27 protein-coding genes are annotated in these 26,533 nt (G+C 65.2%); 14 read left to right on the forward strand and 13 right to left on the reverse strand.

What is annotated here, in order from left to right; genetic code table 11:
- Window positions 1-7: 7 nt before the first annotated feature.
- The 3 genes from SR3_RS15905 to SR3_RS15915 are packed head-to-tail and all read right to left on the reverse strand — an operon-like array spanning window position 8 to window position 2,617.
- Window positions 8-490, reverse strand: a complete 483-nt coding sequence (locus SR3_RS15905) for a DUF2497 domain-containing protein (RefSeq protein WP_068088155.1) — start codon at window positions 488-490, stop codon at window positions 8-10.
- 48 nt (window positions 491-538) lie between these two features.
- A complete protein-coding gene (locus SR3_RS15910; RefSeq protein ID WP_084455627.1) occupies window positions 539-1,996 on the reverse strand; it encodes a TolC family outer membrane protein in 1,458 nt (485 codons plus the stop codon).
- On the reverse strand, window positions 1,997-2,617 hold the full coding sequence (locus tag SR3_RS15915; protein ID WP_068088158.1) for a protein-L-isoaspartate O-methyltransferase family protein: 621 nt from the start codon (window positions 2,615-2,617) through the stop codon (window positions 1,997-1,999).
- A gap of 271 nt (window positions 2,618-2,888) precedes the next feature.
- Here SR3_RS15915 and SR3_RS15920 point away from each other — a divergent pair, with 271 nt between their 5' ends.
- Genes SR3_RS15920 through SR3_RS15930 form a run of 3 tightly spaced genes read left to right on the forward strand, consistent with a single transcriptional unit; the run spans window position 2,889 to window position 5,474 of the window.
- On the forward strand, window positions 2,889-4,409 hold the full coding sequence (locus SR3_RS15920; RefSeq protein WP_068088169.1) for a fumarate hydratase: 1,521 nt from the start codon (window positions 2,889-2,891) through the stop codon (window positions 4,407-4,409).
- A 34-nt stretch (window positions 4,410-4,443) separates the two neighbouring features.
- The gene (locus tag SR3_RS15925; RefSeq protein ID WP_068088172.1) at window positions 4,444-4,710 is read left to right on the forward strand and encodes a hypothetical protein; all 267 of its coding nucleotides are present in this window, start codon (window positions 4,444-4,446) and stop codon (window positions 4,708-4,710) included.
- 32 nt (window positions 4,711-4,742) lie between these two features.
- The gene (locus SR3_RS15930; protein ID WP_068088175.1) at window positions 4,743-5,474 is read left to right on the forward strand and encodes a metallophosphoesterase family protein; all 732 of its coding nucleotides are present in this window, start codon (window positions 4,743-4,745) and stop codon (window positions 5,472-5,474) included.
- Between the two features lie 78 nt (window positions 5,475-5,552).
- Here SR3_RS15930 and rpsI read toward each other — a convergent pair whose 3' ends face one another.
- The 4 genes from rpsI to SR3_RS15950 form a co-directional block, all read right to left on the reverse strand.
- The gene (rpsI, locus tag SR3_RS15935; protein WP_068088178.1) at window positions 5,553-6,056 is read right to left on the reverse strand and encodes a 30S ribosomal protein S9; all 504 of its coding nucleotides are present in this window, start codon (window positions 6,054-6,056) and stop codon (window positions 5,553-5,555) included.
- The gene (gene rplM, locus SR3_RS15940) at window positions 6,056-6,535 is read right to left on the reverse strand and encodes a 50S ribosomal protein L13 (protein ID WP_068088181.1); all 480 of its coding nucleotides are present in this window, start codon (window positions 6,533-6,535) and stop codon (window positions 6,056-6,058) included. Before rplM ends, rpsI begins: the two co-directional genes overlap by 1 nt.
- A gap of 182 nt (window positions 6,536-6,717) precedes the next feature.
- Window positions 6,718-7,029 (reverse strand): divalent-cation tolerance protein CutA, encoded by a 312-nt coding sequence (gene cutA / locus SR3_RS15945; protein WP_068088184.1) that lies wholly within the window; start codon window positions 7,027-7,029, stop codon window positions 6,718-6,720.
- Window positions 7,026-8,060: a COX15/CtaA family protein gene (locus tag SR3_RS15950; protein WP_068088187.1), complete on the reverse strand. Its 1,035-nt coding sequence runs from the start codon at window positions 8,058-8,060 to the stop codon at window positions 7,026-7,028. Before SR3_RS15950 ends, cutA begins: the two co-directional genes overlap by 4 nt.
- Window positions 8,061-8,196: 136 nt before the next feature.
- On the opposite strand from SR3_RS15950, the gene SR3_RS15955 reads away from it, so the two are divergent.
- The 3 genes from SR3_RS15955 (at window position 8,197) to SR3_RS15965 (ending at window position 10,486) form a co-directional block, all read left to right on the forward strand.
- On the forward strand, window positions 8,197-8,568 hold the full coding sequence (locus tag SR3_RS15955; protein WP_068088188.1) for a MerC domain-containing protein: 372 nt from the start codon (window positions 8,197-8,199) through the stop codon (window positions 8,566-8,568).
- Between the two features lie 18 nt (window positions 8,569-8,586).
- The gene (thiS, locus tag SR3_RS15960; protein ID WP_084455628.1) at window positions 8,587-9,576 is read left to right on the forward strand and encodes a sulfur carrier protein ThiS; all 990 of its coding nucleotides are present in this window, start codon (window positions 8,587-8,589) and stop codon (window positions 9,574-9,576) included.
- A gap of 382 nt (window positions 9,577-9,958) precedes the next feature.
- Entirely contained in the window at window positions 9,959-10,486 is a 528-nt protein-coding gene (locus tag SR3_RS15965) for a hypothetical protein (protein WP_068088353.1), read from the forward strand.
- Between the two features lie 266 nt (window positions 10,487-10,752).
- Here SR3_RS15965 and SR3_RS15970 read toward each other — a convergent pair whose 3' ends face one another.
- Both SR3_RS15970 and SR3_RS15975 read right to left on the reverse strand, forming a co-directional pair.
- Entirely contained in the window at window positions 10,753-12,024 is a 1,272-nt protein-coding gene (locus SR3_RS15970; protein WP_068088189.1) for an alginate export family protein, read from the reverse strand.
- A gap of 80 nt (window positions 12,025-12,104) precedes the next feature.
- The gene (locus SR3_RS15975; RefSeq protein WP_068088192.1) at window positions 12,105-12,965 is read right to left on the reverse strand and encodes a DMT family transporter; all 861 of its coding nucleotides are present in this window, start codon (window positions 12,963-12,965) and stop codon (window positions 12,105-12,107) included.
- A gap of 109 nt (window positions 12,966-13,074) precedes the next feature.
- Between SR3_RS15975 and SR3_RS15980 the strand changes: the two genes are divergently transcribed.
- On the forward strand, window positions 13,075-14,463 hold the full coding sequence (locus tag SR3_RS15980) for an aminotransferase-like domain-containing protein (RefSeq protein WP_068088194.1): 1,389 nt from the start codon (window positions 13,075-13,077) through the stop codon (window positions 14,461-14,463).
- Window positions 14,464-14,643: 180 nt separating this feature from the next.
- A complete protein-coding gene (locus SR3_RS15985; RefSeq protein WP_068088196.1) occupies window positions 14,644-16,677 on the forward strand; it encodes a TonB-dependent receptor in 2,034 nt (677 codons plus the stop codon).
- 65 nt (window positions 16,678-16,742) lie between these two features.
- Here the strand turns inward: SR3_RS15985 and SR3_RS15990 are convergent, their stop codons facing one another.
- Window positions 16,743-17,258 carry a cupin domain-containing protein gene (locus SR3_RS15990; RefSeq protein WP_157098891.1) on the reverse strand — a complete coding sequence of 172 codons (516 nt, stop codon included), beginning with the start codon at window positions 17,256-17,258 and terminating at the stop codon, window positions 16,743-16,745.
- A 75-nt stretch (window positions 17,259-17,333) separates the two neighbouring features.
- Window positions 17,334-18,245, reverse strand: a complete 912-nt coding sequence (locus SR3_RS15995; RefSeq protein ID WP_068088201.1) for a LysR family transcriptional regulator — start codon at window positions 18,243-18,245, stop codon at window positions 17,334-17,336.
- 123 nt (window positions 18,246-18,368) lie between these two features.
- Here SR3_RS15995 and SR3_RS16000 point away from each other — a divergent pair, with 123 nt between their 5' ends.
- The 4 genes from SR3_RS16000 (at window position 18,369) to SR3_RS16015 (ending at window position 20,794) form a co-directional block, all read left to right on the forward strand.
- On the forward strand, window positions 18,369-19,067 hold the full coding sequence (locus SR3_RS16000) for a pirin family protein (protein ID WP_068088204.1): 699 nt from the start codon (window positions 18,369-18,371) through the stop codon (window positions 19,065-19,067).
- A gap of 66 nt (window positions 19,068-19,133) precedes the next feature.
- Window positions 19,134-20,051, forward strand: coding sequence for a pirin family protein (locus SR3_RS16005; RefSeq protein ID WP_068088207.1), 918 nt, complete (start codon window positions 19,134-19,136; stop codon window positions 20,049-20,051).
- 12 nt (window positions 20,052-20,063) lie between these two features.
- On the forward strand, window positions 20,064-20,486 hold the full coding sequence (locus SR3_RS16010) for an OsmC family protein (protein ID WP_068088209.1): 423 nt from the start codon (window positions 20,064-20,066) through the stop codon (window positions 20,484-20,486).
- The gene (locus tag SR3_RS16015) at window positions 20,486-20,794 is read left to right on the forward strand and encodes a hypothetical protein (protein WP_068088212.1); all 309 of its coding nucleotides are present in this window, start codon (window positions 20,486-20,488) and stop codon (window positions 20,792-20,794) included. Before SR3_RS16010 ends, SR3_RS16015 begins: the two co-directional genes overlap by 1 nt.
- Before the next feature lie 62 nt (window positions 20,795-20,856).
- Here the strand turns inward: SR3_RS16015 and SR3_RS16020 are convergent, their stop codons facing one another.
- Window positions 20,857-22,683, reverse strand: a complete 1,827-nt coding sequence (locus SR3_RS16020) for an AMP-dependent synthetase/ligase (protein ID WP_068088219.1) — start codon at window positions 22,681-22,683, stop codon at window positions 20,857-20,859.
- Between the two features lie 323 nt (window positions 22,684-23,006).
- A complete protein-coding gene (locus tag SR3_RS16025; RefSeq protein WP_068088220.1) occupies window positions 23,007-24,056 on the reverse strand; it encodes a quinone-dependent dihydroorotate dehydrogenase in 1,050 nt (349 codons plus the stop codon).
- 463 nt (window positions 24,057-24,519) lie between these two features.
- On the opposite strand from SR3_RS16025, the gene SR3_RS16030 reads away from it, so the two are divergent.
- Window positions 24,520-25,008, forward strand: coding sequence for an RrF2 family transcriptional regulator (locus SR3_RS16030; protein ID WP_068088223.1), 489 nt, complete (start codon window positions 24,520-24,522; stop codon window positions 25,006-25,008).
- Window positions 25,005-26,507: a Fe-S cluster assembly protein SufB gene (sufB, locus tag SR3_RS16035; protein ID WP_068088230.1), complete on the forward strand. Its 1,503-nt coding sequence runs from the start codon at window positions 25,005-25,007 to the stop codon at window positions 26,505-26,507. The genes SR3_RS16030 and sufB overlap by 4 nt, the downstream gene beginning before the upstream one ends.
- Window positions 26,508-26,533 lie beyond the last annotated feature (26 nt).

Consider the following 26,533-nt stretch of genomic DNA (forward strand, 5'->3'; position numbering starts at 1 on the left):
TGCCAGATCAGAGCTTCTTGCCGACGATGCGGGCGATTTCCTCGGCCACCAGGCGTTCCACCATGGCGGGCAGATTCGCGTCCAGCCAGGCCGACAGCGCCGGGCGCAGCAAATCGCGGGTCAGCCCTTCAAGCGAGGTTTCGCCGCTGCGCACGATCTGCGGCTGGGCGGCGGGCTGGGCCATCATCGCCAGAGCGGCCAGCGATTCGCGCATCGAGGAGCGGACATGATCCTGCACCAGCGATTCGACCGAAACCTCATCGGCCTCCTCGGCGTCCACATCGTCGAGGAAGCGCGCGCTGGCGGCCAGATCGAGCACATCATCCTCATCATCGATCAGCGGTTGCTGCGCCACCGGGGCAGCGGCGGGGGGAGGAACCACGGTGTCGGCGCGGCTGCGGCGCGTGTCACCGGCGCGCGTATCATGCGCGATCACCTTCTTGATCGATTCCAGAATTTCCTCGACCGAAGGTTCGCCCGGCTGGCGCATCGCACAAAACTCCCCAAGCGGCTGGCCGGAGAGGTGGCGAGCCGAATCTCAGGGAATTGAACCTGTCTGGGCCGGCGTGTCAACGGTGCGGGTGGCGGTTGGCCCCATTTTGGGGTCTGTCGCCCAATCCCACAGCGTGCCCTTCACGCGCTTGTAATGGGCGTCCGGATCGTAGATCGCGTCCTGCTCGAAGCCCAGATCGCGCGCCTGCGCCCGGCCCATCGTCACCAGCAGGTTGAAGCCCGCCACATAGGCGTTGCGCCGCGCCGTCACCAGCGTGACCTGCGCGTTGACCAGCTCCTGCTCGGCATTGAGGATGTCGAGCACGGTGCGGTTGCCCACGGTGTTTTCCGCGCGCACGCCTTCAAGGCTGAGCTGCGCGGCATCCACGGCGGTCTGGCTGCTGGTGATCACATCATTGGCCGCCGCCCATGTCGCCCAGGCCGAGCGGGCATTGGCGATCACCTGCCGCTCGGTGCCGATGGCGGTTTCCGCCGCCTGATCCTCCCGCGCCTGCGCCTGCCTCACCTGCGCTGCGGGGCGGCCGCCCTGAAACAGCGGGATACGGGCGCGGATGCCTACATCGGCGGCGGTGTAGCGCTGGGGCACGCTGCCCGAGACAAAGCCGATATAGCTGAGCGAACCGAGGTAATCGGTATAGTTCCCATCGGCGAAGAGGCTGACCGTGGGCATGCGGCTGGCCTTGGCCGAGGAGACATCATGCCCCGCCGCCGTCACTCGCTGGCGCGAGGCGGAGAGATCGGGGTTGTTGTCCAGCGCATAGCCCACCGCCTCTTCCACCGTGGCGGGCAGATCGGGCAGGGGCGGGGGCGAGTCCAGCACGCCCGCCGGCTCGCCGATCACCTGGATATAGGTCTCGCGCGCGGAGACCAGATTGGCCTCGGCGGTGCGCAGATTGCCGCGCGCCACCGCCAAGCGGCTCTGCGACTGGGCGACATCGGTGCGGGTGAGGTCGCCGATCTGGAACCGGTCCGAGGTCATCGACAGATCGAATTCCAGCGTCTGCACCTGCGCCTTGTTCAGCCGCACGATGGCCTCGGTGCGCATCACATCGAGATAGGCGGCCACGGTCTGGGCGAAAACCGTGCCCTCGGTGGAGCGCAGATCGTCCTTGCCCGCGCCCACGCGGATCTTCGCGGCGGTGAGGGCATGGCGCACCCCGCCGCCGGAATAGACCGGCACGTTCAGCGTGGTGCTGGCCCCCAGCATGCGCGGCAGATCGGTGCCCGAGACCGGGCTCTGGCGGACAAATTCGGTTTCGGTGACGGTGGTGATCAGGCTGGGCAAGCCGTCGGCGCGGGCGATCGGCACATTTTCATCGATGGCGCGCTGCCCGGCGCGGGCGGCGGCAAGCGTGGGATTGCTGCGATAGGCGGCGCCCAGCGCGCCGCGCAGATCGTCAGCCGCCGCAGGGAAGGCCGGGAAGAGAGCGCCGATGGTGAGCCAACCGGCCAGCAGTCGTGATACGCGCTCTCTTCCAGTCACTCAGAAACTCCAGCGTTTGGGCGCGGCGAATTCGGGCAGCAGCGGAACATTGTCGTCCGCCACGGGGTCGAAAGCCACGGCTTCGGCATGCTTGGTGCCGCGCACGATGCGCGTCATCACCTTGTTGACCTGACCCGTGATGATGCGGCCACCGGCGCTCAGCGCCAGAGTCAGCGCTTCGGGCAGGGCCTCGATGGCGCCGTCGATCACGATCAGCGAATAGGGCGAATTGGGCAGGCCATTGTCGATCTCGGCGGCGTCGACGATGGTCAGCGTGCCGACCAGCGGGCGCAGCACTTCGGCGAAATAGTTGCTGCCGTTGCTCACGATCAGCGCATTGTCATCGCTGGTGGGCGCGGCGGCGGCCAGCATCTTGCCATGCACGGTGGGGGCAGGCAGGAAACGGCCATTGCCCAGCGGCAGAGCGCGGTCGATGTAGGCGGCGTCGCGCAGGGCCTCGGGCACGAAATCCTCGCGGGCGACGCGGGCCATGGCGCCCAGTACATAGGGCTCGTTCACCCCGCTGGTGCGCAGCTGGCTGTCGATCATGGCGCGACGGGCCGAGCCTGGCGCGGCACCCGACACTGCGGCAACGGCGGTGGTGTATTGCGTGGTGGTCATCTGCGTTTCCCCGGGCCTGTATTGCATGCTTAATACAGCAATGCAATGCCTGTGATGATGACCCGCGCGTGGGTGACGCGGGTTTGCGCGCGCTATTAGGGCAAGGCGGGGGGCAAAGCCAAGAGGGCAGTTGGGGGGCAAACGCCCAACTTTGGTGGCATCCGGGGGGTTTGTTGTTGGCGAGAGGCGGCAAAGGCGCTTATGGGGCTTGCCACAAGGGACAGGCGGCGCCGAACCGGGCGCGCAATCAGACTCAAAGGACAAGCATATCATGGCCGATATGGTGACCATTCGCGAAGACGATCTGATCGAGAGCGTGGCCGACGCGCTGCAATATATCTCCTATTATCACCCGATGGACTACATCCGCGCGCTGGGTGACGCCTATGCGGTGGAGCAGGGCCCGGCGGCCAAGGATGCCATCGCGCAGATCCTGACCAACAGCCGCATGTGCGCCGAAGGCCACCGCCCGATCTGCCAGGACACCGGCATCGTCAACGTCTTCATCAAATGGGGCCAGAACTGCCGTCTGGAATCGGAAAAGTCGCTTCAGGATGTGGTCGATGAGGGCGTGCGCCGCGCCTACAACAATCCTGACAACAAGCTGCGCGCTTCGGTGCTGGCCGATCCGGCCTTCACCCGCCGCAACACGCGCGACAACACGCCTTGCGTGCTGCATGTCGATATGGTGCCGGGCAGCAAGATTCACATCGATGTCGCGGCCAAGGGTGGCGGCAGCGAGAACAAGTCCAAGTTCAAGATGATGAATCCCAGCGATTCGATCGTCGACTGGGTGATCGAGATGCTGCCGCAGATGGGCGCGGGCTGGTGCCCCCCCGGCATGCTGGGCATCGGCATCGGCGGCACGGCGGAGCATTGCGTCCTCCTCGCCAAGAAGGCGCTGATGGAGCAGATCGACATGGCCCAGCTGAAAGAGCGCGGGCCCCAGAACGATCTGGAAGCCCTGCGCATCGAGATCTTCGACAAGGTCAATGCGCTGGGCATCGGCGCGCAGGGTCTGGGCGGTCTGGCCACGATCCTCGACGTGAAGATCATGGACGCCCCCTGCCATGCCGCGGGCAAGCCGGTGGCGATGATCCCCAACTGCGCCGCCACGCGCCACGCCCATTTCACGCTGGACGGCAGCGGGCCGACCTTCCTCGAAACGCCCAAGCTGGAGGAATGGCCGCAGGTTCACTGGACCCCCAGCGCCGAGGCCAAGCGCGTCAACCTCGACACGCTGACGGCGGAAGAGGTGCAGGGCTGGAAGCAGGGCGACCGTCTGCTGCTCAACGGCAAGATGCTGACCGGCCGCGATGCCGCGCACAAGCGCATCGCCGACATGCTGGCCAAGGGCGAGGAACTGCCCGTCGATTTCACCGGCCGCGTGATCTATTACGTCGGCCCGGTCGATCCGGTGCGCGAGGAGGTTGTTGGCCCCGCCGGCCCCACCACCGCCACCCGCATGGACAAGTTCAGCGACATGATGCTCGATCTTGGCCTGCTGGCCAGCATCGGCAAGTCCGAGCGCGGCCCGGCGGCCACCCAGGGCATCGCCAACCACAAGAGCGCCTATCTGATGGCGGTGGGCGGCGCGGCCTATCTGGTCTCGCGCGCGATCAAGGAATCGCGGGTCGTCGCCTTCGAGGATCTGGGCATGGAGGCGATCTATGAGTTCACCGTGCAGGATATGCCGGTGACCGTGGCCGTCGATTCCGAGGGCAAGAATGTCCACCAGCTGGCGCCGCTGGTGTGGAAGGACAAGATCGCCAAGGAAGGCCTGCTGGTCTGATGCAGCGGATCGGCGCCATGGGTGGAGATAATCCATGGCGCTGATCCTGCTGTTCGCGATGGGGATCGTGAATTTCGCGATCCATCGCGCGGTAAGTGACAGCGGCCATCCGCTGCTGGCGCAGATGCCCTGGGCGAGCCGCCGCATGGGCTATGGCTTCGGCCTCATCACCGAATATCTGATGCTGCTGGCCTGCATGCTGATGACCGATCGCGGGTCAGGCGGTTGGGTCTGGGGCTATGGCCTCTATACGGCGGCCAATGGCGTGGCGATCTGGCTGATCCTGTCGCGGCGTATCTAGCTTCACCGCTGGCCAGCGCGTAAGACGCTTGCATGGCCACGCTTTTCCATATCAGCGACATTCATTTCGGGGCGCAGGACACCCATGCGCTCGACTGGTTCGCCCGCTCCGTGCGTGAGCAGCGCCCCGATGCGGTGATCTGCACCGGAGACCTCACCATGCGCGGCACCCCGCGCGAGTTCGAGGCGGCGGTGGCCTGGCTCTCCGCGTTGGAGGCCCCGGTCAGCATCGAGCCGGGCAACCACGACATGCCCTATTACTGGGAAATGTGGCACCGCTTGCGCCGCCCCTTCGACCGCTTTCAGGCGGCCCGCGCCAAGGCTCAGAAGGATGTGCAGGTTCCGGGTGTGGCGGTGGTCTCGCTCTCCACCATCGTGCCCGCGCAGTGGCGACTGAACTGGTCCAAGGGCCGGGTGACTCAGCCGGTGTTGGCGCGTGCGCTTCAAGATCTGAACGCGGCTTCGGCGGGGCTGAAGCTGGTGGCCTGCCACCATCCGCTGATCGACGCTGACACCCATGGCTCGGGCCAGACGCGCGGCGGCAAGGCGGCGCTGGCACAACTGGCGGCGGCGGGGGCCGATGCAGTGCTCTCGGGCCATGTGCATGACCCTTTCGATATGACGATCGATGCCGGCGGACGCCCGATCCGCGTCATCGGCGCGGGGACGCTGTCCGAACGGGTGCGCGCCACGCCGCCCAGCTACAACCGGCTGGACTGGACCGTGCAGGATGGGCTGCAGGTGCAGGTCGTCACCGCCAGCTGAATTGCTCCACGTGGAACGCGGGCGCAAAAAAGGGGGCTGAAAAGCCCCCTTTTCCGTATCGGCAGTTGCCGAAGCGACTTAGCGCTTCGAGAACTGGAAGCTGCGGCGAGCCTTGGCGCGGCCGTACTTCTTACGCTCGACGACGCGCGGGTCGCGAGTGAGGAAGCCAGCGGCCTTGACGGCGCTGCGCAGAGCGGGCTCGAACTTGGCCAGAGCCTGGGCGATACCGTGCTTCACGGCACCGGCCTGACCCGACAGACCACCACCCTTGACGGTGCAGACGACATCGTACTGGTCGGTACGGTCGGCCACGCCGAAGGGCTGGTTGATCACCAGACGCAGGGTCGGGCGAGCGAAGTACACTTCCTGATCGCGACCGTTGACGGTGATCTTGCCCGAGCCGGGCTTGATCCACACGCGGGCCACGGCGTCCTTACGACGACCGGTGGCATACGAACGGCCCTGGGCGTCGATCTGCTTCTCGCGCAGCGGGGCAGTGGGAGCGGCAGGGGTGACGACGCCGGTGTCTTCGGCAACGGTGGTGCCGGCCAGATCGGCGAGAGTGTTCAGAGTCTCAGACATTATGCGCCAACCTTGTTCTTGCGGTTGAGGGCAGCAACGTCCAGCAGCTCGGGCTGGGTGCCGCCGTGCGGGTGCTCGCTGCCGGCATAGAGGTGCAGGGCGCGCATCTGATCGCGACCCAGCGGGCCACGGGGGATCATGCGCTCAACGGCCTTCTCGAGCACGCGCTCGGGGAAGCGACCGGCCAGAACCTTGTCGGCGGTGACTTCCTTGAGGCCACCGGCATAACCGGTGTGCTTGTAGTAGGTCTGCTGCTTGAGCTTGTTGCCCGTGAACTTCACCTTCTCGGCGTTGATCACGACGACATGGTCACCGCAATCGACGTGGGGGGTGTAGCTGGGCTTGTGCTTGCCGCGCAGCAGGTTGGCGATGATCACGGCGACGCGGCCGACGACCAGACCTTCGGCATCGATGAGATGCCACTTCTTTTCGACCTCGGCCGGCTTGGCCGACGCGGTCATCTTGGAAAGAGCCTTCATGGCTTTACGATTCCCGTTTTTGAAGGGGAGGGCCCCTATGAACAGCAACCCCACCAGCGCATGCCAGCGGGAGATTGGAGCGGCCAATGTGCGAAAGGCCTTCTGGAGTCAAGGTTTCCGGGCTGTTTTCGTGGAGGTAAAATAATACCGTTTGATTTCATGGCGTGCCGGAGGGGGATTTTTCAGCCTGGCAGCGCGCCTAGCCATGCGGCGGTGGCCGGGGCGGCGGCATCGCAGCGCCAGCCCAGAATCGCGGGCGTATCATAGGGATGGACCGCGGAAAGCCGCGCGATGGCCTGCTCCAGCAGGGAGGCATCGGTTTTCAGCAGCACGCCAACCTCGGTGTCACGGTGGCGCTCGCCCTGCCAGACATAAAGCGAGGTCATGCCGGGCAGGATGTTGCCGCAGGCCACCAGCCTTTCATCCAGCAGCGTGGCGATGGCGGATTCGGCGCGGACGGAATCGGGGAAGGGGCACCAGATCAGGGCGCTCATGCCCGGCGACCCACCGCGTGGGCGCCCCAGGCCGTGGCGGCCACCAGCAAAGCACCAACCAGCTGATGCAGCACGGCGATGCCGATCGAAACGTCGGTCATCACGGTGGCGATGCCCAGCAGCACCTGCGTGCCGAAAGCGCTGTGAATGGCGATGGCGGCGCGGCGGTCTCCGGCGGCCTTCACCTTGCGGGCCAGCATCACCAGCAGCGCCACCACGCCCCAGGCCCACCAGCGATGGATGAAGTGAACGATGGCGGGATCGGTGGTGATGGCATGCAGGAAGCTTTCGCCGTTCTGGCTGGCGCCGGGCCAGAAGCTGCCGTTCATCAGCGGCCATTCATTGGTGACGCGGCCCGCGCGCAGGCCTGCCATCAGCGCGCCCCACACCAGCTGCACGGCCAGACCCAGCCCAGCCAGCGCGGCGAAGGGAGTCAGGCTGGCGGGCTTGGCGGCGGGATTTTTGGAAAGCGCCAGCAGGTCGAGCGCCGTCCACACCAGACCGGAGAGGGTGAAGAGCGCGGTGATCAGATGCGCGGCCAGCCACAGGGGGGCGACCTCGGTCATGCCCTTCTGCAGGCCGGAATGCACCATCAGCCAGCCCAAAGTGCCCTGCAGGCCGATCAGCGCCAGCAGCGCGAACAGCCGCGGTTTATAGCCTGCCGGAATCGTGCCCCGCACCCAGAACCACGCCAAGGGCAGCGCCACGGCCATGCCGATGATCCGGCCCAGCACGCGGTGGATATACTCCCAGAAGAAGATGCCCTTGAACTCGGACAGGGTCATGCCCGCATGCACGGCGGCATATTGGTCGATCTGGCGGTAATGCGCGAATTCCTGATCCCAGGCGTCCTGAGTCAGCGGAGGCAGCGTGCCGCTGATCGGCTTCCACTCGGTGATCGACAGGCCGGATTCGGTCAGGCGCGTGATGCCGCCCACCACCACGATCAGCACCACCAGCGCGGCCACCGCCAGCAGCCAGCGCGCCATCAACCGAGCCTGAGTTGAGGAGGTGGTGCCTGTCGCCGCCATGGCAGCTGTGTCCTTTCGCAGAATGCCGCAAAACGGCGGGTTTGCGCGTTACTGGCGGCAGTTGGCGGGTGAGGCAAGGTGAAAGGATGTCCAAGGGGCCTTGCGAAATGTGATGTTATTACATAAATGCCATGCCATGAGCACCATCGCTACCATGATTCGTGGCCGCATCGATCGCATTGGCGTGCTTCTGTCGGCGCTGTGCATGGTGCATTGCGTTTCGAGCGTGGTGCTGGTGGCGCTGCTTGGCGTGGGCGGCGGTGTGCTGATGAACCCGCGCATCCATGAAATCGGTCTGGCAGCGGCGCTGGTGATCGGCGCATTGGGGCTGGGCATGGGCATGCTGCGCCATGGCAAGCGCGGTCCGCTGGCGCTGGGCGGCTTCGGCCTGGCGCTGATGGGCATGGGTCTGCTGGCGCCGCACGGTCTGGCCGAGGCCGCGCTGACCATCGCGGGCGTCACCCTGCTGGCCACTGGACATATCGCCAACTTGCGCCACGGCGACTAACGCGGCATGGGCGAGCCCATGTCTGAAAACATCACCATCACCGTCAACGGCGAGCAGCGCCGCATCGCATCGGGCGCCAGCGTGGCCGATCTGGTTGCGGAGATTGGCCTCAATCCCGCCAAGGTCGCCGTAGAGCGCAATGGCGAGATCGCCCCGCGCTCGACTTTGGCGCAGGTGGCGCTGGGTGAGGGCGATACTCTTGAAATCGTGCATTTTGTAGGAGGTGGCGACGTGAGCGTGGATGATTCCTGGACGGTGGCGGGGCGCACCTTCAACTCGCGCCTGATCGTGGGCACCGGCAAGTACAAGGACTTCGCCCAGAACGCCGCCGCGCTGGAAGCCTCGGGCGCGGAGATCGTCACCGTGGCTGTGCGCCGCGTGAATGTGTCGGATCCCAACGCCCCGATGCTGACCGACTTCATCGATCCCAAAAAGGTCACCTACCTGCCCAACACCGCCGGCTGCTTCACCGCTGACGATGCCATCCGCACCCTTCGCCTTGCGCGCGAGGCGGGTGGTTGGGATCTGGTCAAACTGGAGGTGCTGGGCGAGGCGCGCACGCTCTACCCCGATATGCGCGAGACCCTGAAGGCCACCGAGGTGCTGGCCAGGGAAGGTTTCCACCCCATGGTCTATTGCGTGGACGATCCCATCGCCGCCAAGCAGCTTGAGGAGGCCGGGGCCGTGGCGATCATGCCTCTGGGCGCGCCGATTGGCTCGGGTCTGGGCATCCAGAATCGCGTCACCATCCGTCTGATCGTGGAGGGCGCCAAGGTTCCGGTGCTGGTCGATGCCGGGGTGGGCACGGCCTCCGATGCTGCCGTGGCCATGGAGCTGGGGGTCGATGGCGTGCTGATGAACACCGCCATTGCCGAGGCCAAGGACCCCATCCGCATGGCCCGCGCCATGAAGCTGGCGGTGCAGGCGGGGCGTGATGCCTATCTCTCGGGCCGGATGGCGACTCGGAAATATGCCGATCCTTCGAGTCCTTTGGCGGGGATGATTTGAGTCAGAAAAAGTAAGGTGCGAGGGTGTCACCCCCTCGCGCTCCCTTTACTGTCTTCGTTGCGTGCCGACTAAGCGTGGTGCCCAGATTCATCTTGCCGCAGGCACTTGAAATCGTTGTCCGCAATCGTTTGAAATCATGATTGATTGCCTTACGCCGTTTTGGCGTCGGGCAGGTGGAGAGGTCGGTCGCAACGATCGGGTGCCACCGCCTTAACGCCGGAAGACGGCCCGGGAGCGTGAGGGTGTTAACCCTCGCTTTTTATCTTTTTCAGCCCTCCATCCCGGGATTCCCCGGATAATGGTTAAGCTGCCGATAACCTCTTTCATGCAATCCTTTGGCATCGACTCCGAAGCGGGATCTTTGGTGAGGGACTTGACGATCATGGCGACGACTTCTTCTGCGCCTCTGGCCATCGCGGAACTCCGTGAATTTGCCGGTTTTACGCCTTGTGAACAGCGCTACATCAAGCGCAGCCTCGACGTCGGGCTGGGGCGTCAGGATGCTTTCAAGCTCTGGGCGCGCGATGTTGACGAAATCGGCAGCATCCGCAGCCAGTACGTCGCCTATCAGGATCTGAAGATCCTGCGCGCCGCCGCGCCGACCGACCAGAGCTTCGAAGCGCTCGACACCTATCTGGGCACGCTGATCCGCCTGACGGCCTTCGATCTGGCGCAGGACCGCCTGACGGGCTTTTCGGCCTTCCGTTTCCTCTATGAGCGTCTGCTGGGTGCCGCTGCCCGCCCTTGGTTGCCTGCTGCGTTTTGCGCTGCCGCCGCCCTGCCGCAGATCCGCCCGGAGCGCCGCAAGAAGTTGCTTCAGTCGATCAGCGAGGCTGCTGCCACAGCGCCGGGCTGGTCAACGAAAGAGCCGCAGTTCTTCCCCGAGTGGGTGGAGAAGGAAGCGGCTTAAGGTTTAAAGGGAAGGTGCGAGGGGATTATCCCCTCGCGCTCCCGGAACGTCTTCCGACGCACTGGCAGGGGCACCGCATCGTAGCGCGCAGGCTCTCCACCTGCACAACATAAAGGCGCCGCAGGCAGTCATGCCTCTGGCGCCTTTTCCCGTTTAAAGGCCTGCGGCGCAGCAAGCTGGGCACAGGGCCGAACCCGAAGCGTAAGGTAGACATGAAAGGGAGCGCGAGGGTGTAACACCCTCGCATTCACCCCTTCCAATTCCCTTTAAAAAACAAACTCCGCCTGCACCCAGATCTTGCGCGTATCGGACCCGAACCCTCGCGCCTGATACTGAGCGAATTTGAGCAACCAGTTGATCGGCTTGGTCGAGAACCCAAGCGAAGCGTTGATTTCCTTGCCGTAATGCGCGCCGCCCAGATCGGCGTCGAACCAGTGGTGCGCCACGGTGTAGGTCACGCGGGGCAGGGCTTCGATCTTGGGCAGCTTGCCGGTCAGAGTCACGGCATGGTCCCGCAGTCCGTTGGCGGGGGTGGTCAGGAACACATCGGCCCAACCGTTGAACTTGTGCAGGCTGGAGAGCGGTGTCTGGAACGACCATGCGCCGCCTTGCGCCCTGGCGTCCGCCCCCAGCACCTCGCGCGTGAGAGTCAGCGTGTGCTGGCCCAGAGTCAGCGCAGGCTCGATGCTGGAATAGGTGGCGGCATAGGTGTTGGGGTTGCGGCCATAGCTGCTCTGCCAAGCAAGGCTGCCCGCCAGCGCCAGCGATGCGTGGTGGCCCAGCGGCAGAGTCGTGGTCGCGCGCAACCCGTAGGTTTGAGAACTGTCCAGCTGCGATCGGGCGCCGGGCTGATTCAGGAAGGGCGTGGACTCATAATCCAGCAGATAGGCGAAGCCTTTCAGCGAGGCCTGTTTTGCCACGATCCCGCCCGTTATGAAGGTGAAGTCGCCGCGCAGATGATCGCGCGGGGCGCCGTCGCTGCCGTTGACGGTGTTCTGGCGGATGGCATGTGTTGCATCCAGCACCAGCGGGCCGAGAGCGGTCTGGATGCGGGCGGCATCGAAGGTCTGCTCGGTTTGGCGCCAGGGGGCGTTGCCGACGAAGCGCTGGTCGTCGAGGATGATGCGCTGGCGGCCCACCGTCGCGGTCAGTGGCCTGGTGGCATAGCGCAGTTGCAGCCGGTTGAGCGCCACGGTGGAGCCATCGGCGATGGTGGCGCGATTGGGGCGGTATTGGTCGCTGGGCGTGGCATAGGAAAAGCCGCTGAAGCCCGATCCGAAATGGGTGGTGCCGGTGCCCTCGACCAGCAGCGAGATGTGGCTGGGCTTGTGAGTCAGCTCGGCCCCGGCGCGCAGGCGCAGGCTTTCGGCATGGGCATCGCGACTGGTGGCATCGACATCCTCCCAGCGGGCGCGGACATCGACGATCGGGGCCAGCGTGAGCTGCTCATCAAGCGCGAAGGGGTGAGTCTGGGCCTGTGCGGTGGTGGCGCAGGTGGTCAGCGACAGGGCAAAGATGGCAGGGCGAAAGCAAGTCATCCGCCTGCCCTGCCTGTGGGGTCCGTGTTGCTTCAAGCCTGATCCGGACGCCGAAACGATTTGTCACGGATCAGCATTCATCAGGCAAAACGCCGGGCCCCACCCACGCAGAGCACCACGGCGGCGGTGGCGGCGATCATGGAGGGTGCCACTGTCTCGCGCAGGAAGAACGCCGAGAGGCCGAGGCCCATGAAGGGCTGCAAAAGTTGCAGCTGTCCGACCTTGGCGATGCCGCCCAGCGCCAGGCCGCGATACCAGAAGATAAAACCCAGCAACATGCTGAAGATCGAGACATAGGCCAGCCCGCCCCAGGCCATCGCCGGCAGGCCGCCGAGGGTGGCGGGCCATGTCAGCAAGGCCAGCAGCGCAGCCACCGGCGAACACACCGCCAGCGACCAGCTGATCGTCTGCCACCCGCCGAGCCTGCGTGACAGCACCGCGCCCTCGGCATAGGCCAGCCCACAAAGCACCACGGCCACCACCATCAGCGCATCGCCCAGCGCCGAGCCATTTGCACCGCGATTCAGGGCAAAGCCCGCCACCGCTCCGGCCCCAGCCAGTGCAAAAGCCCAGAAGGCGGGGTGGGGGCGCTCGCCACCGCGCAGCACGCCGAAGAGCGCGGTGGAGAGCGGCAACAGCCCCAGAAACACCAGCGATCGCCCCGCCGTGATATGCTGAAGCGCAATCGCCGTCAGCAGCGGAAAGCCGATCACCGCTCCGCCTGCCACGATCCCCAGCGAAGGCAGATCCCCGCGCGCCGGGCGTTTCTGTCGCAGCGCCAGCAGCAAAAGCCCACCCAGCGCGGCGGCAATCAGCGCGCGGGCGGCGGTGAGGAACATGGGGGAAAAGCCCATGATGGCGGCGCGCGTGGCGGGCATCGACCCGCTGAACAGCACCACCCCGATCATCCCGTTCACCCAGCCCGACGAGCTGACGCGCATTGTATCCTCCTTACGAAACCTGCGCTCTGGTTAGGGCGAGGGGGCTGGCGAACACAGGGACAGATCGATACAGTTGGCGTAATCTGTATCATCAGAAAGGCCCATACAGATGAGCGATGCCCCTCTCACCCGCACCCAATCGGTGATGGCCGCGATCCGCGCCCGCATCGAAGGCCGCATGCTGGGGGCAGGGGACAAGCTGCCCTCGATCCGCCGGTTGGCGGGCGCGATGGGCGTCTCCCCTGCCACGGTGGTCGAGGCCTATGACCGTCTCGTGGCCGAGGGGCTGATCCGCGCCGTCCCCAAATCGGGCTTTTTCGTTGCACGGCGCGGTGTGGCGCCGATGGCGCTGGCCGAACTGGCCCCGGCGCGCCCGCCCGAGATCGATCCCTTCTGGGTCTCGCGTCAGGCGCTCGATACGCCGGAGGACACCATCAAACCGGGCTGCGGCTGGATGCCCGCCGCGATGATGCCTCAGGAACCCCTGCGCCGGGCCATGCGCGAGGTGCTGCGCGGCGCGGACAGTCTGCTCACCGATTACGGCAGCACGCGCGGCAATCCGGCGCTGCGGCGGCATCTGGCTTTGGGCTTTGCGGGTGAGGGGCTGGCGGTGGATGTCGACCAGATCATGCTCACCGCCTCGGGCACGCAGGCGATCGATCTGATCTGCCGCTTTCTGCTGCGCCCCGGCGACACCGTGCTGGTGGACGATCCCTGCTATTTCAACTTTCAGGCGCTGCTCACGGCGCATCAGGCGCGGATCGTCAGCGTGCCTTACACGGCCACCGGCCCCGATGTCGCTCTGATGGAGCAACTGGCGCAGGCCGAGCGACCCCGGCTCTACATCACCAATTCGGCGCTGCATAATCCCACAGGGGCCAGCCTTTCGCCGCGTGTGGCGCATCGCGTGCTGGGCATCGCGGCCAGCGTGGGGATGACCATCGTGGAAGACGATATCTTCGTCGATTTCGAGAGCCAGCCCTCGCCGCGACTGACGGTGCTGGACGGGCTGGTCGATGTGATCCGCATCGGCAGCTTTTCCAAGACGCTCTCGGCCGCCGCGCGCTGCGGCTATATTGCGGCGCGGCCTGAATGGGTCAATGCGCTGGTCGATCTGCAGGTGGCGACCAATTTTGGCGGCCCCAGCCCGGTGGCCAGCGCGGTGGTGGCGCATGTCCTCTCCAGCGGCACCTATCGCAAGCATATGGACGATCTGCGGCGCAAACTGACCCGGTTGCGCGGCGAGGTCGGTGTGAGGCTGACAGCCTTGGGCATCGAACCATGGCTGATGCCTCAGGGCGGCTTCTATCTGTGGTGCCGCCTGCCCGAGGGGATGGATTCACGCCGTCTGGCCCGTGCCGGGCTTGAGCGGGGGCTGGTGCTGGCCCCCGGCAATGTCTTCAGCCCATCCGAGACGGCGGAACGCTTTATGCGCTTCAACGCCACGCAAATGCCGGATCGGGCATTTGACCACTTGGCCGCCCTTATCGCAGAGTAATGATATAAAATTTCATTATAGGGTCTGGCCTTTCCCTGAATCGTGATATAACGTTACATCCATGCGCGGCGAGACAAGTGGTCCAGCCGTGCGGAGCTTGGGGGAGCATCCGCGCGGGCGATGGGCTGCGCGCCGCGAAGATGGCCTGTGGCCTGCGAAGACGTGAACAAGGGAGTTTCTATGCGTTCGATTCATCTGGCCGGCGCGGCCGTGCTGGCGCTGGCCTATGCCGGTGTGGCCCCCATGGCTCTTGCCGATACGGCAAGCGAAGCCGCTGCCACCACCGAATCCGGCGGCCCGACCACGCGCGGCGATGACATCATCGTGACCGCCACCCCCTTCCGCCATACGGCTGACGAAACGCCGACGCTCTCCACCAAGGTGAATGCCGACCAGATCCTGGCCGCCGGCGGCGCCAGCATTGGCGATGCGCTGCGCGATGTGCCCGGTGTCTCGGTCAGCGGCTTTGCGGCGGGCGCCAGCCGCCCGATCATCCGCGGCATGGATGCGGCCCGCGTGCGCCTGCTGGAGGATGGCACCAGCTCTTCGGACGTGTCCGACATCGGGCCGGACCATGGTATCCCCATCGACCCGCTCGCCGCGCGCAGTATCGAGGTGGTGCGTGGCGCCGCCACGCTGCGTTACGGCAGCCAGGCGATTGGCGGCGTGGTCAACACGCTCAACAACCGTGTGCCCACCAGCCTGCCCGACAGAGCGATCAGCGCCGAGGCCACCGTGGCCCACACCACCATCAATGATTCCAACGAGGCTTCGGGTCTGGTCGATGGCCGGATCGGCAATCTGGCGCTGCATGCCGATGGTTTCTACCGCCACTCTGACGATTACGGCACGCCTGAAGGCGTTCAGCAGAACTCCTTCTTCCACGGGCGCGGCGGTTCGGTCGGCGGGTCGTATTTCCTCGGCGGCGGCGATAGCCATGTCGGCGTGGCGGTGACGCATTACGATGCGCAATATGGCATCCCCAGCGACACCACCTTCATCGACATGCGCCAGACCAAGATCATGAGCCGCAACAGCTTCGATCTGGGCACCGGCCTGCTCAAGACGCTGAATGTCGATGGCAGCTATGCCAACTATGAGCATGCCGAGAAGAACCCCGACGGCTCGATCAACACCACCTTCAAGAACAAGGAAGGCAATGCCCGCGCCGAGCTGCTGCTCAACCGCATCGGCGCGGTGCGCAACACGGCGGTGGGCTTCGAGTATCAGCACCGTGATTTCTCGGCCATCGGCGAGGACAGCTCCTATCTGAATCCCGCCACCAGCGAGAATGTCGCGGGCTATCTCTTCACCGAGGTGGAGATCGCCAAGGCGCTGCATCTGGAAGCCAGCGGCCGCGTCGAGCATGTTAGCATCACCGGCACGCCTGCCGATGATGTGTTCACCCGCCGCAACTTCACGCCCGTCAGCGGCGCCATCGGCGCTTTGTTCACCGCCACGGAAGGCGTGAAGCTGGGGCTGAACTTCTCCAGCACGGGCCGCGCCCCGGCACTGACGGAAATGTTCGCGCGCGGTGGCCATGACGGCCCGCAGACCTTCGAGACCGGCGATCCGAATCTGAAGATCGAGCGCGCCAACTCGCTGGAGCTGAGCCTGCGCATCCGCAAGGGCCCCTTCCGCTTCGACGGCAGCCTCTACAACACCTGGTACAAGAACTACATCTACGGCGATCTGACCGGCCGCACCTGTGACGATGACGGCGATTGCGTCGTGGGTGACAGCGAGGAGCTGCGCGAGGTGATCTACCGCCAGCAGGGCGCCCGTTTCCGGGGCCTTGAGGCGCAGGCCACTTATGATCTGATTCAGGGGCCCCATGGCACGCTGACCGCCAAGGTGCTGGGCGATTACACCCGCGCCACGCTGGACAGTGGCAGCAATGTGCCGCGCATTCCGCCCTATCGCGTTGGCGGCGGGCTGAACTGGCAGAGCAAGCTGGTCGATGCCGGGGTGACCTTCATCCACTATGGCCGCCAGAACGATTACGGCGATTTTGACTCCGCCACCGCCGGTTACAATTCGCTGAGCGCTCAGGCGGCGGTGCGCCCCTTCAAGCAGTATCCCGGCGTGGAACTGGCTTTGATCGGCCAGAATCTGACCAATGACGTTCAACGCCTCGCCACCTCCTTCAACAAGGATCTGGTGATGATGCCCGGTCGCTCCCTGCGTGTCGTGCTGAAGGTTGCCACCTTCTAAGCTACCCACGCAGCACCATGAGCCGGGGTGGAGAGGTGGTCGCCCTCCCGCCCCGGCTCATTCCTTTACGGTTTAGGCGGCACCCCGCGCGGCAGCTTCATGGTGATGAGGATCAGCCGCCCGTTGATCTGGCTGAACCAGTGCGGCGTGCCTTCGGGCACCATCACCATATCGCCCTTGGCGATCGGGCGCATGCTGCCTCCGATGATGCCGGTTCCAGCCAGCTGGGCGGGGGCGGTGCGATGCGCCCCTTGCAAGGTGCCGCCGGTGACCAGCGAGCCGCTGCCATCCACCACCTGAATATACTCCGCATCGGCCTCATGGGTGGCCGCGCCGGACACAGCCTGACGATATTCCAGCATGGCGCGATAGTTGCCCAGCCCCACCAGCGGCTGGAACGCCACCGCCTGGTCCGGTTTGAGATGAGAGGCGATCAAATCGATGGTCTGCTCGATGGCCGCCTGATTCATGAAGAGACCGGGCATGGGAGGGGGCGGGGCCGTGAGGGCGGCCTGCTGCGCGATGGCGGGTGCTGCGATCAACCCCAGAGCCGTCAGCCAGAACCAATGTTTCCCGCGCATGCCCATCCCCCTTTGCGATGCAGGTCTGAACTATGCCAGATCGGCGGCGGACAGCAAGAATCAGCCCTGCGCGGATCACCCCTGCGTTGCCCAGGGCGCGGCGGAGAGATGCCGGGCCAGAAACTCGATCAGCACCCGCACCCGCGCCGGGCGCAATTGCCCGGGCGGCGTCACCAGATGCAGCGCGATATCGGGGATGCGCCAGTCGGGCAGCACCTCCACCAGAGCGCCGCTGGCCAGATGCTCCCACACCATGAAATCGGGCTGCAGCGCCATGCCTTGCCCGGCCAGCAGAGCAGGGGCCAGAGCATCGGCATTGTTGGCGCCCAGACGGCCCTTGATCGTCACCATATAGTCGCCCTGCGTCGCATGGCTGAAGCGCCATGTGCCCGGCGCCTCCAGATTGGTGTAGAGCAGCCCGGTATGGGCCGAGAGATCGCGCGGATGGGCCGGAGCCCCATGCTCCGCCAGATAGGCCGGGCTGGCCACCAGCGGGCGGCGCACGGTGCACAGGCGCCGCGCGCGCAGTGAGGAATCCTCAAGCCCGGCGATGCGCAGCACCACATCATGCCCGCCGCCGACCACATCGACCAGCGAATCGGACAGGTCCACATCCACATTCACCTGCGGAAAAGCGCCCAGAAACTCAGGCAGGATCGGGGCGACATGGCGCAGACCAAAGCTCATCGGCACGGCCAGTCGCACGAGGCCGCGCGGCGTATCGCCCTCGGCGCTGGCCTGCGCCTCGGCGGCCTCGCCATCGGCCAGGATGCGGCGGGCCTTGTCCAGCACGCCGCGCCCGCTTTCGGTCAGCGCCAGACGGCGGCTGGTGCGGTGAAGCAGCGGTACACCAAGCCGCGCCTCCAGCCGCGTGACCGCCTTGGAAACTGTGGGTTTGGAGAGGCCCAGCGCCTCGGCGGCGGCGGCGAAAGAGCCGGTGTCCACCACGCGGGCGAAGATCGCCCAGGCCTCCAGATCGGGCAGCATCGATAAAATTCTTTCACTGGTGAAGTTCCATCATTGCCATTTCTTTCCTCTGCGCAATCTCTAAATTGGCCTCAACAGCCACAGAGACATCTGAGAGACACTCTGGCGGCACGGAGAATACCCATGATCGAACTGCGCCCCTTCGCTTCCATCGGCCATGCCAACCATGGCTGGCTCGACGCCCGCCACCACTTCTCCTTCGCCGATTATTACGAGCCCGACCGCATGCACTGGGGCAACCTGCGTGTGTGGAACGACGACACCATCGCGGCCAAGAGCGGCTTTCCCCCTCACCCTCACCGCGACATGGAAATCATCACCTATGTCCGCAAGGGCGCGATCAGCCACCGCGACTCGCTGGGCAACCAGGGCCGCACCGAGGCGGGCGACGTTCAGGTGATGAGCGCCGGCACCGGCATCACCCATGCCGAATACAACCTTGAGGATGAGACCACCACGCTCTTCCAGATCTGGATCCAGCCCACCCGCACCGGCGAGCAGCCGAGCTGGGGCGCCCGCCAGTTCCCCAAGGGCGAGCGCGCCGGCCAACTGGTGGTGCTGGCCAGCGGCTACGGCGACGACGGCGATGCCCTGCCGATCCGCACCGAGGCCCGCATCGTGGGCGGCACGATCCGCGCCGGTGAGACGGTCGATTACGTGCTGGGCACCGAGCGCAAGGGTTACCTTGTCCCCGCCACCGGCGCCATCGAGGTCAATGGCGTGAAGGCCAACACCCGTGACGGCGTGGCCATCGCCGAGGTCGAAACGATCAGCATCACCGCTCTGGAAGATGCCGAGATCGTTCTGGTCGATACGCTGTAATATCCCCCGGCGCGGAGGCCCCCGACTCCGCGCCACCCGTTTTCTCCACCCACGGAGTACCCCGCCATGAGCCTGTCCCCCGCTGAAAACCCCGTCGATTCGGTTATCCTGCCCCCGGTGCGCGATCTGGGTGACGGCTTTTCCGTCCGCCGCGCGCTGCCCAGCCCCAACCGGCGCATGGTCGGCCCCTTTATCTTCTTCGATCAGATGGGCCCGGCGGCGTTTTCAGGCGAGCAGGCTCTGGATGTGCGGCCGCATCCCCATATCGGCCTCGCCACGGTGACCTTCCTGCTCGATGGCGAGATCATGCACCGCGACTCGCTGGGCAGCCTGCAGGCGATCCGCCCCGGTGAGGTCAACTGGATGACAGCGGGTAGCGGTATCGTCCATTCCGAGCGCACGCCTGACAATCAGCGCGGCGTGGGCGGCAGCCTGTTCGGCCTGCAGACCTGGGTGGCCCTGCCCAAAAAGCACGAGGAAACCGCCCCCTCCTTCCGCCATTACAAGGCCGACGAAATCCCCGTCGCCGAGGACAAGGGCGCGAAACTGACGCTGATCGCGGGCACCGCCGATGGGCTGGTTTCGCCGGTCGAGACCTTCTCGGACATGATCTATGGCGATCTGACGCTGGCCCCCGGCGCCCGCTATGCCTTCGCCCGCGATCATGTCGAGCGCGCGGTCTATGTCGTCTCCGGCTCGCTGCGGATCGAGGGGCAGGAAGGCGCCTTCGGCCAGACTCAGCTTGTGGTGCTCAAGCCCGGCGCCGAGGTGGTGCTGACCACCGAGGAACCCACCCGCCTGATGCTGGTGGGCGGCGAACCCTTCCCCGAAAAGCGCTATATCTACTGGAACTTCGTCTCCTCCGACGCCGATCGCATCGAGCAGGCCAAGGAAGACTGGCGCGAGGACCGCTTCGCCCATGTGCCCGGCGAGGACGAGTTTATCCCGCTGCCCCCCGACGTCCCCGGCGTGAAGCTGAAGTAAGGAGCACGTGCCATGGCCGAGACCCACACCCCGAATGCCAGCGCCACCTCCACCGGCGCCGGCCTGTTCCAGAGCCAGCTCGACATCGCCGGAACCCCGCTGATCGCCGATGAGCCGGTGGATCTGGGTGGTCTCGGCACCGGCCCTGGCCCTTACGATCTGCTCGCCGCCGCTCTGGCCACCTGCACCACCATGACCCTGCGCTTCTACGCCCAGCGCAAGGGCTGGGACATTGGCGAGGTCAGCACCCATGTCACCCACCATCGCGACGCCAAGCAAAGCCCCGCCGACCGCTTCGACCGCGTCATCACCCTGGCCCCCGGCCTGGATGCTGCGACGCGCGAGGAACTGCTGTCGATCGCCAACCGCTGCCCGGTCCATAAGACGCTGACCGCCGGTTCTGCCGTCAACACCGACCTTGTGGGAGACCTGTGATGACCACCCTGACTCGCGAAGACTGGCTGGCCGCCTCGATCGGCGCTCAGGATTTTCAGCGCTATGGCTGCCGTCAGCCGAGCGTTCCACGTGAAACGCTTGGGTTTTTTGGGCGATTGGTGACGTGGGTTTTCGGGGAAGGGGATGCGCCCCGGCCTTTGGCCCATCCCCGCCTGGAGGCTTTGCGCCGGTTTGCCTGCGCCACGCGCGCCGGGCATCAGCCGGGGGTGGCTCTGGTCAGCGAATTGCACCGGTTGGGGGTGCAGCCAAAGCACTTGGCAGCGATTGAAGGTTTTTTGATGGTTTGAGGAATTAAAGGTTCAAAAAGAGATATGCGAGGGTGTAACACCCTCGCATCTTTCCTTCCTTCTCACCCCTTATAAAGCGCATCCAACCGAGCCCCATATCGCTCCTTAAGCTTATGGCGGCGAATCTTCATGGAAGGCGTCATTTCCTCATTATCGATGGCAAATGGCTCATCCGCGAAAGCGAACTGGCGCACCTTCTCCACCACCGACAAATCCGAATTCACCCGATCCATCGCCTCGCGCACCGCAGCGCGGAAGGCGGGGTCGCCTTGCAGGCTCTTCATGTCGAAATGGATCTGATTGGCCTGCGCCCAATCCAGCGCCCATTCGCAATCGGGCACGATCAGGCCCACGACATAGGGCCGCCGATCTCCCACCACCATCGCCTGCGCGATTTCCGGCTGCAGGGTCAGCATGCCCTCGACGCGCTGGGGCGAGATGTTGTCGCCCTTGTCGTTGACGATCATGTCCTTCTTGCGGTCGGTGATGCGGATGCGACCGGCGGAATCGATCAGGCCAATGTCGCCGGTGTGGAGCCACGGGCCTTTTTCCGGTTCGGCGGGGTCGATCTTCAGGACTTTGGCGGTTTCGGCGTCGTTGCGCCAATAGCCGTGCATCACCAGCTCGCCGCGGATGAGGATTTCGCCATCCTCGGCGATGCGGATTTCGGTATCGGGCAGGGGCGGGCCGACGGTTTCCATGCGGATGCCCGCGCTGGGCCGGTTGACGGCGGCGACGGGCGCGCATTCGGTCTGGCCATAGCCTTGCAGCAGCGTCAGCCCCATCGCCTGGAAGAACAGGCCGATCTCGGGGTTGAGCGGCGCGCCGCCCGAAACCAGCGCCTTCATCCGCCCGCCGAAGCGCGCGCGGACCTTGGGGCGCAGCGTGCGCTCCAGCACGGCCTCAAGGATGGGATCGCTGAGGTGCTTTTTGCCCTCGGCGCGGCGGGAGGCCAGATCGATGGCCTTGTCCATCAGATAGTTGGGCAGGCGGCCCTGCTTTTCGATGCCCTTGATGATGCGGGTGCGCAGCACCTCGAACAGGCGGGGGACCACCACCATGATGGTGGGGCGCACCTCCTCGATGTTGGCGCCCAGCTTTTCGAGGCCTTCGGCATAGGCAATCTGGCCGCCCATGCCGATGGGCAGGAACTGGCCGCCGGTATGCTCATAGGCGTGGGAGAGGGGGAGGAAGGAGAGGAAGACCTCATCCCCCCAGCCAAAATCCTCGGCCAGAATGCGCGCGGCGCCTGCCACATTGTGCAGAATGGCGCCGTGGTGCTGCATCACGCCGCGCGGGGCGCCGCCGGTGCCACTGGTGTAGATGATGCATGCGGTGTCGGCGCGGCCGATGGTGGCGATGCGGGCCTCGACGGCCTTGCGGGCGGCGGCGGCATCGCCCTCGAGCAGGGAATCCCAATCGTGGTAGTTCAGCGCGCCGGCCTGAGTCGCGCCAAGCGGCTCCATGCCGATCACATGCCGCCCATGGCCCGAGCGCAGCACGGCGGGCAGCAGCGCCTTACCCAGTTTCGCGCCTGAGACGATCACCGCGCAGGCGCTGGAGTTTTCCAGAATATGGGTGTGATCGCGCTCGGTGTTGGTGGTGTAGGTTGGGACGGTGATGCAGCCCGCCGCCATGATCGCCAGATCGGCAATCGCCCATTCCGGACGGTTTTCGGACACCAGCATCACCGGATCGCCACGGCGCAGGCCCAGTTTGATCAGGCCTTCGGCCAGCAGGCAGACCTTCTGTGCGGTCTCTTTCCAACTGATCGATTGCCACTGCCCGTTGCGTTTGGCGCGCAGGAAAGGCGCATCACCCTTCTCATCCGCGCGGGCCAGAAACAGCGCGACCAGATTCGGCGTGGTGGAAAATTCGGTAAGCTGCACGGTGATGGTCCTGTCCCCCTTGTTCAGGGTTTTAGGAGGGTGGGAAGGGGGAGGCAAGAAGAAGGGGATAGAGGGAGAATGCGAGGGGGTTGCCCCCCTCACGCGCTCATAACGTCTCCCGACGGTAGGTTGGCTTTTTGGGCTGCGTTCTGTCTGAACTCTTGAACGGTGCCCGGGTTGCGCCGCAGGCAGGATTGTTTGTCGCTGAGCAGGGCTGTTGAAAGCCTGCGGCGCAGCAACGTTGCTCTAAGGCTGAACCTTGTGCGCAACGAAGACAGTAAAGGGAGCGCGAGGGCGATGCCCTCGCATTTCTCTTTTTATCTTTATGTTCCAACAGCTTCCTGAATCGAGGCAAACCCATCCCGCCGCATCAATGCCAGCAATCCCTTGTTGATGGCCCGGGCAATCCCCGGCCCCTCATAGACCATCGCACTGTAGAGCTGCACCAGAGAGGCCCCCGCGCGAATCCGCGCCCATGCATCCGCAGCATTGGCAATCCCGCCCACGCCGATCAGCGGCACCGTGCCGCCTGTGGCCTTGCGGAAATCGACGATGCGCTGCTGGGCCATATCGCGCAGCGGCGCGCCCGACAGGCCGCCGGTCTCGCCCGCATGGGGGCTGCGCAGGGCGGGGCGCTCGATGGTGGTGTTGCTGACGATCAGAGCGCCCAGCTGCTTGTCGATGGCGATGCGGGCGATGGCGTCCACATCGGCGGGCTGCAGATCGGGGGCGACTTTCAGGAAGACTGGCGGGCGGTGGCCGGTGGCGTCACGCGCGGCGATTACGCCGTCGAGCAGTTCCTCAAGGGCGGCGGGGTCTTGCAGCGCGCGCAGGCCCGGCGTGTTGGGGCTGGAGACGTTCACCGCCAGATAGGAGGCCAGTGGGGAGAACAGCTTCGCTCCGGTCGCGTAATCGGCGATGCGGTCGGTGGCGTCCTTGTTGGCGCCGATGTTGATTCCGAGGATGCCGCCGCGAGTCCTGCGTTCGGACAGGCGCGCGTGGGCTGCCGTCGCCCCGCCATTGTTGAAGCCCATGCGGTTGATGACGGCGCGGTCCTCCACCAGGCGGAACAGGCGCGGCCTGGGATTGCCGGACTGGGGCAGGGGGGTGATCGAGCCGACCTCGGCAAAGCCGAAACCCAGACCCAGCAGCGCGTCGGGCACTTCGCCGTCCTTGTCGAAGCCTGCGGCCATGCCGACGGGGTTGGGGAAGGTCAGGCCTGCCACGTTGCTGGCCAGCGCCGGGTCGCTGGCAGGCGCGCGCCGAGGGCCGCCATTGCGCAGCACGTTGAGCGCAAACCCGTGCGCCTTTTCGGCGTCGAGTCGGAACAGCAGGGGGCGGATCAGCGCATAGGCGGCGGGGCTCAGGGTCATGGGGTGCCTATGGCAAGGCGGGGGGCTGCTGTCGATGGCGGACATGGTGATGGTGGATGGCAGGCAACAACGGCTTATCGTGGATTACCTAGGGGCTCGTCGCAGGTCGTGACGGATCTTTACAATTATTTGTTCATCTTGGGCCTTACCTCGGACTCGCGACCCGAAGGGCTCGAGGGTTTTTACCCCGAGACCTCGAACTTGACGGCGGCCTCCTTTCCGCGCTTGCGTGGCTAAAGAGGCCGCCTTTTTTCTTGCCTCCTCAGATGCTTGTTTAGGCCGCTTGCCCCGGCCTTTCGTCTGATGCGCGCGGGCCACAGCGATGTTTCCTGTGCTTACCGATAGCTTTGCCCCGTTGCGCGATGAAAAGACTGGGCCTAGGGGCTCGAAATCGGAACGATTCGATCTTATTTAAATCGGGAAGCGTTTCGAGCCGTCTTTTCCAGCCCAGCGGGGTGCCCACATGCGTTTGTCCAGCATGGCCGATTATGCCGTGGTTGCCATGACAGCAGCAGCGCGCCATGGCGACACTGCCGTGGCCGGGGGCAAGCGCGCGCAGATGAACGCTGCTCTGCTGGCCGAGGAATCGGGCTTGCCGGCGCCCACGGTGCAGAAGCTGGTGAGTCGGCTGGTGGCCGCCGGGCTGCTGCGCTCCACGCGCGGCGCGGGCGGCGGGCTGGCGCTGGCGCGCGGAGCGGAGGCGATCTCGCTGGCCGAGATCGTGGAAGCTGTCGAAGGGCCGATCGCGCTGACCCCTTGCGTGGACAAGGGGCGGGCCGATTGCCTGCTGGAACCGGGCTGTGCGGTGCGTCCGCACTGGCCGATCGTGAATGAGGCGCTGCGTGGAGCGCTGGCCAGTGTGCCGCTGAGTCGGCTGGCCGCGCTGCATGAAGTTGGTGAGTTGCATGAACCGATGGCGGCCCCTGCCGTATCGATGGAGTTGAGCGAATGAGCGAGCAGAGTGTGCCCGAAGCCGAGGTCGTCGAGATCCGCGATCAGGCCGCGCGCGATGCGGCGGCCCGGGTGGCCGAGTATGAACACGGCTGGTCTTCCGATATCGAGCAGGAATATGGCCCCAAGGGCCTGTCCGAGGATACGGTCCGCTACATCTCGGCCAAGAAGGACGAGCCCGAGTGGATGCTGGAATGGCGCCTGAAGGCCTATCGCCACTGGCTGACCATGCCCATGCCCGATTGGGCCAAGCTGAACATCCCGCCCATCGACTATCAGGCGGCCTATTACTGGGCCGCGCCCAAGACCAAGGATGGCCCCAAGTCGCTCGACGAGGTCGATCCCGAGATTCTGCGCGTCTATGAAAAGCTGGGCATCCCGCTGGAGGAGCAGAAGGTGCTCGCCGGCGTTGAGGGTGCGCGCAAGGTCGCGGTGGATGCGGTGTTCGATTCGGTTTCGGTCGCCACCACCTTCCGCAAGGAACTGGAAGCGGCGGGCGTGATCTTCCGCTCGATCTCCGAGGCGATCCGCGAGTACCCCGAGCTGGTGCGCAAGTGGCTGGGCAAGGTCGTGCCCATGGGCGACAATTACTTCTCGGCGCTGAACTGCGCGGTCTTTTCCGACGGCACCTTTGTCTATGTGCCCGAGGGTGTGCGCTGCCCGATGGAGCTCTCCACCTATTTCCGCATCAACGCGGAAAACACCGGCCAGTTCGAGCGCACGCTGATCGTCTGCGACAAGGGTGCCTATGTCTCCTATCTGGAAGGCTGCACCGCCCCCCAGCGCGACGAGAATCAGCTTCACGCCGCCGTGGTGGAGCTGGTCGCTCTGGACGATGCCGAGATCAAATATTCCACCGTCCAGAACTGGTATCCCGGCGATGCGCAGGGCAAGGGCGGCATCTACAATTTCGTCACCAAGCGCGCGCTGTGCCAGGGCAAGCGCAGCAAGGTGAGCTGGACTCAGGTGGAAACCGGCTCTGCCATCACCTGGAAGTACCCGTCCTGCGTGCTGAACGGTGAAGACAGCGTGGGCGAGTTCTACTCGGTCGCCGTCACCAACAACCATCAGCAGGCCGACACCGGCACCAAAATGATCCACAATGGCAAGGGCAGCCGCTCCACCATCGTGAGCAAGGGCATCAGCGCGGGCAAGTCGCAGAACACCTATCGCGGTCTGGTCCGCGTCGCCGCTCAGGCGGAAGGCGTGCGCAACTTCACCCAGTGCGACAGCCTGCTGCTCGGCAAGGACTGCGGCGCGCATACCGTGCCCTATATCGAGGTGCGCAACCCCAGCGCCACCATCGAGCATGAGGCCACCACCAGCAAAATCTCCGACGACCAGCTGTTCTACGCCATGCAGCGCGGGCTGGATCAGGAGGCTTCGGTGGCGCTGATCGTCAATGGTTTCGCCAAGGAGGTGCTGCAGCAGCTGCCCATGGAATTCGCCGTGGAAGCGCAGAAGCTGCTGGGCATCAGCCTTGAGGGGAGCGTGGGCTAAACCCCGCCGTCGCCCATTTGTTTTCA

The sequence above is a fragment of the Novosphingobium rosa NBRC 15208 genome (assembly GCF_001598555.1).
Lineage (GTDB): Bacteria > Pseudomonadota > Alphaproteobacteria > Sphingomonadales > Sphingomonadaceae > Novosphingobium > Novosphingobium rosa.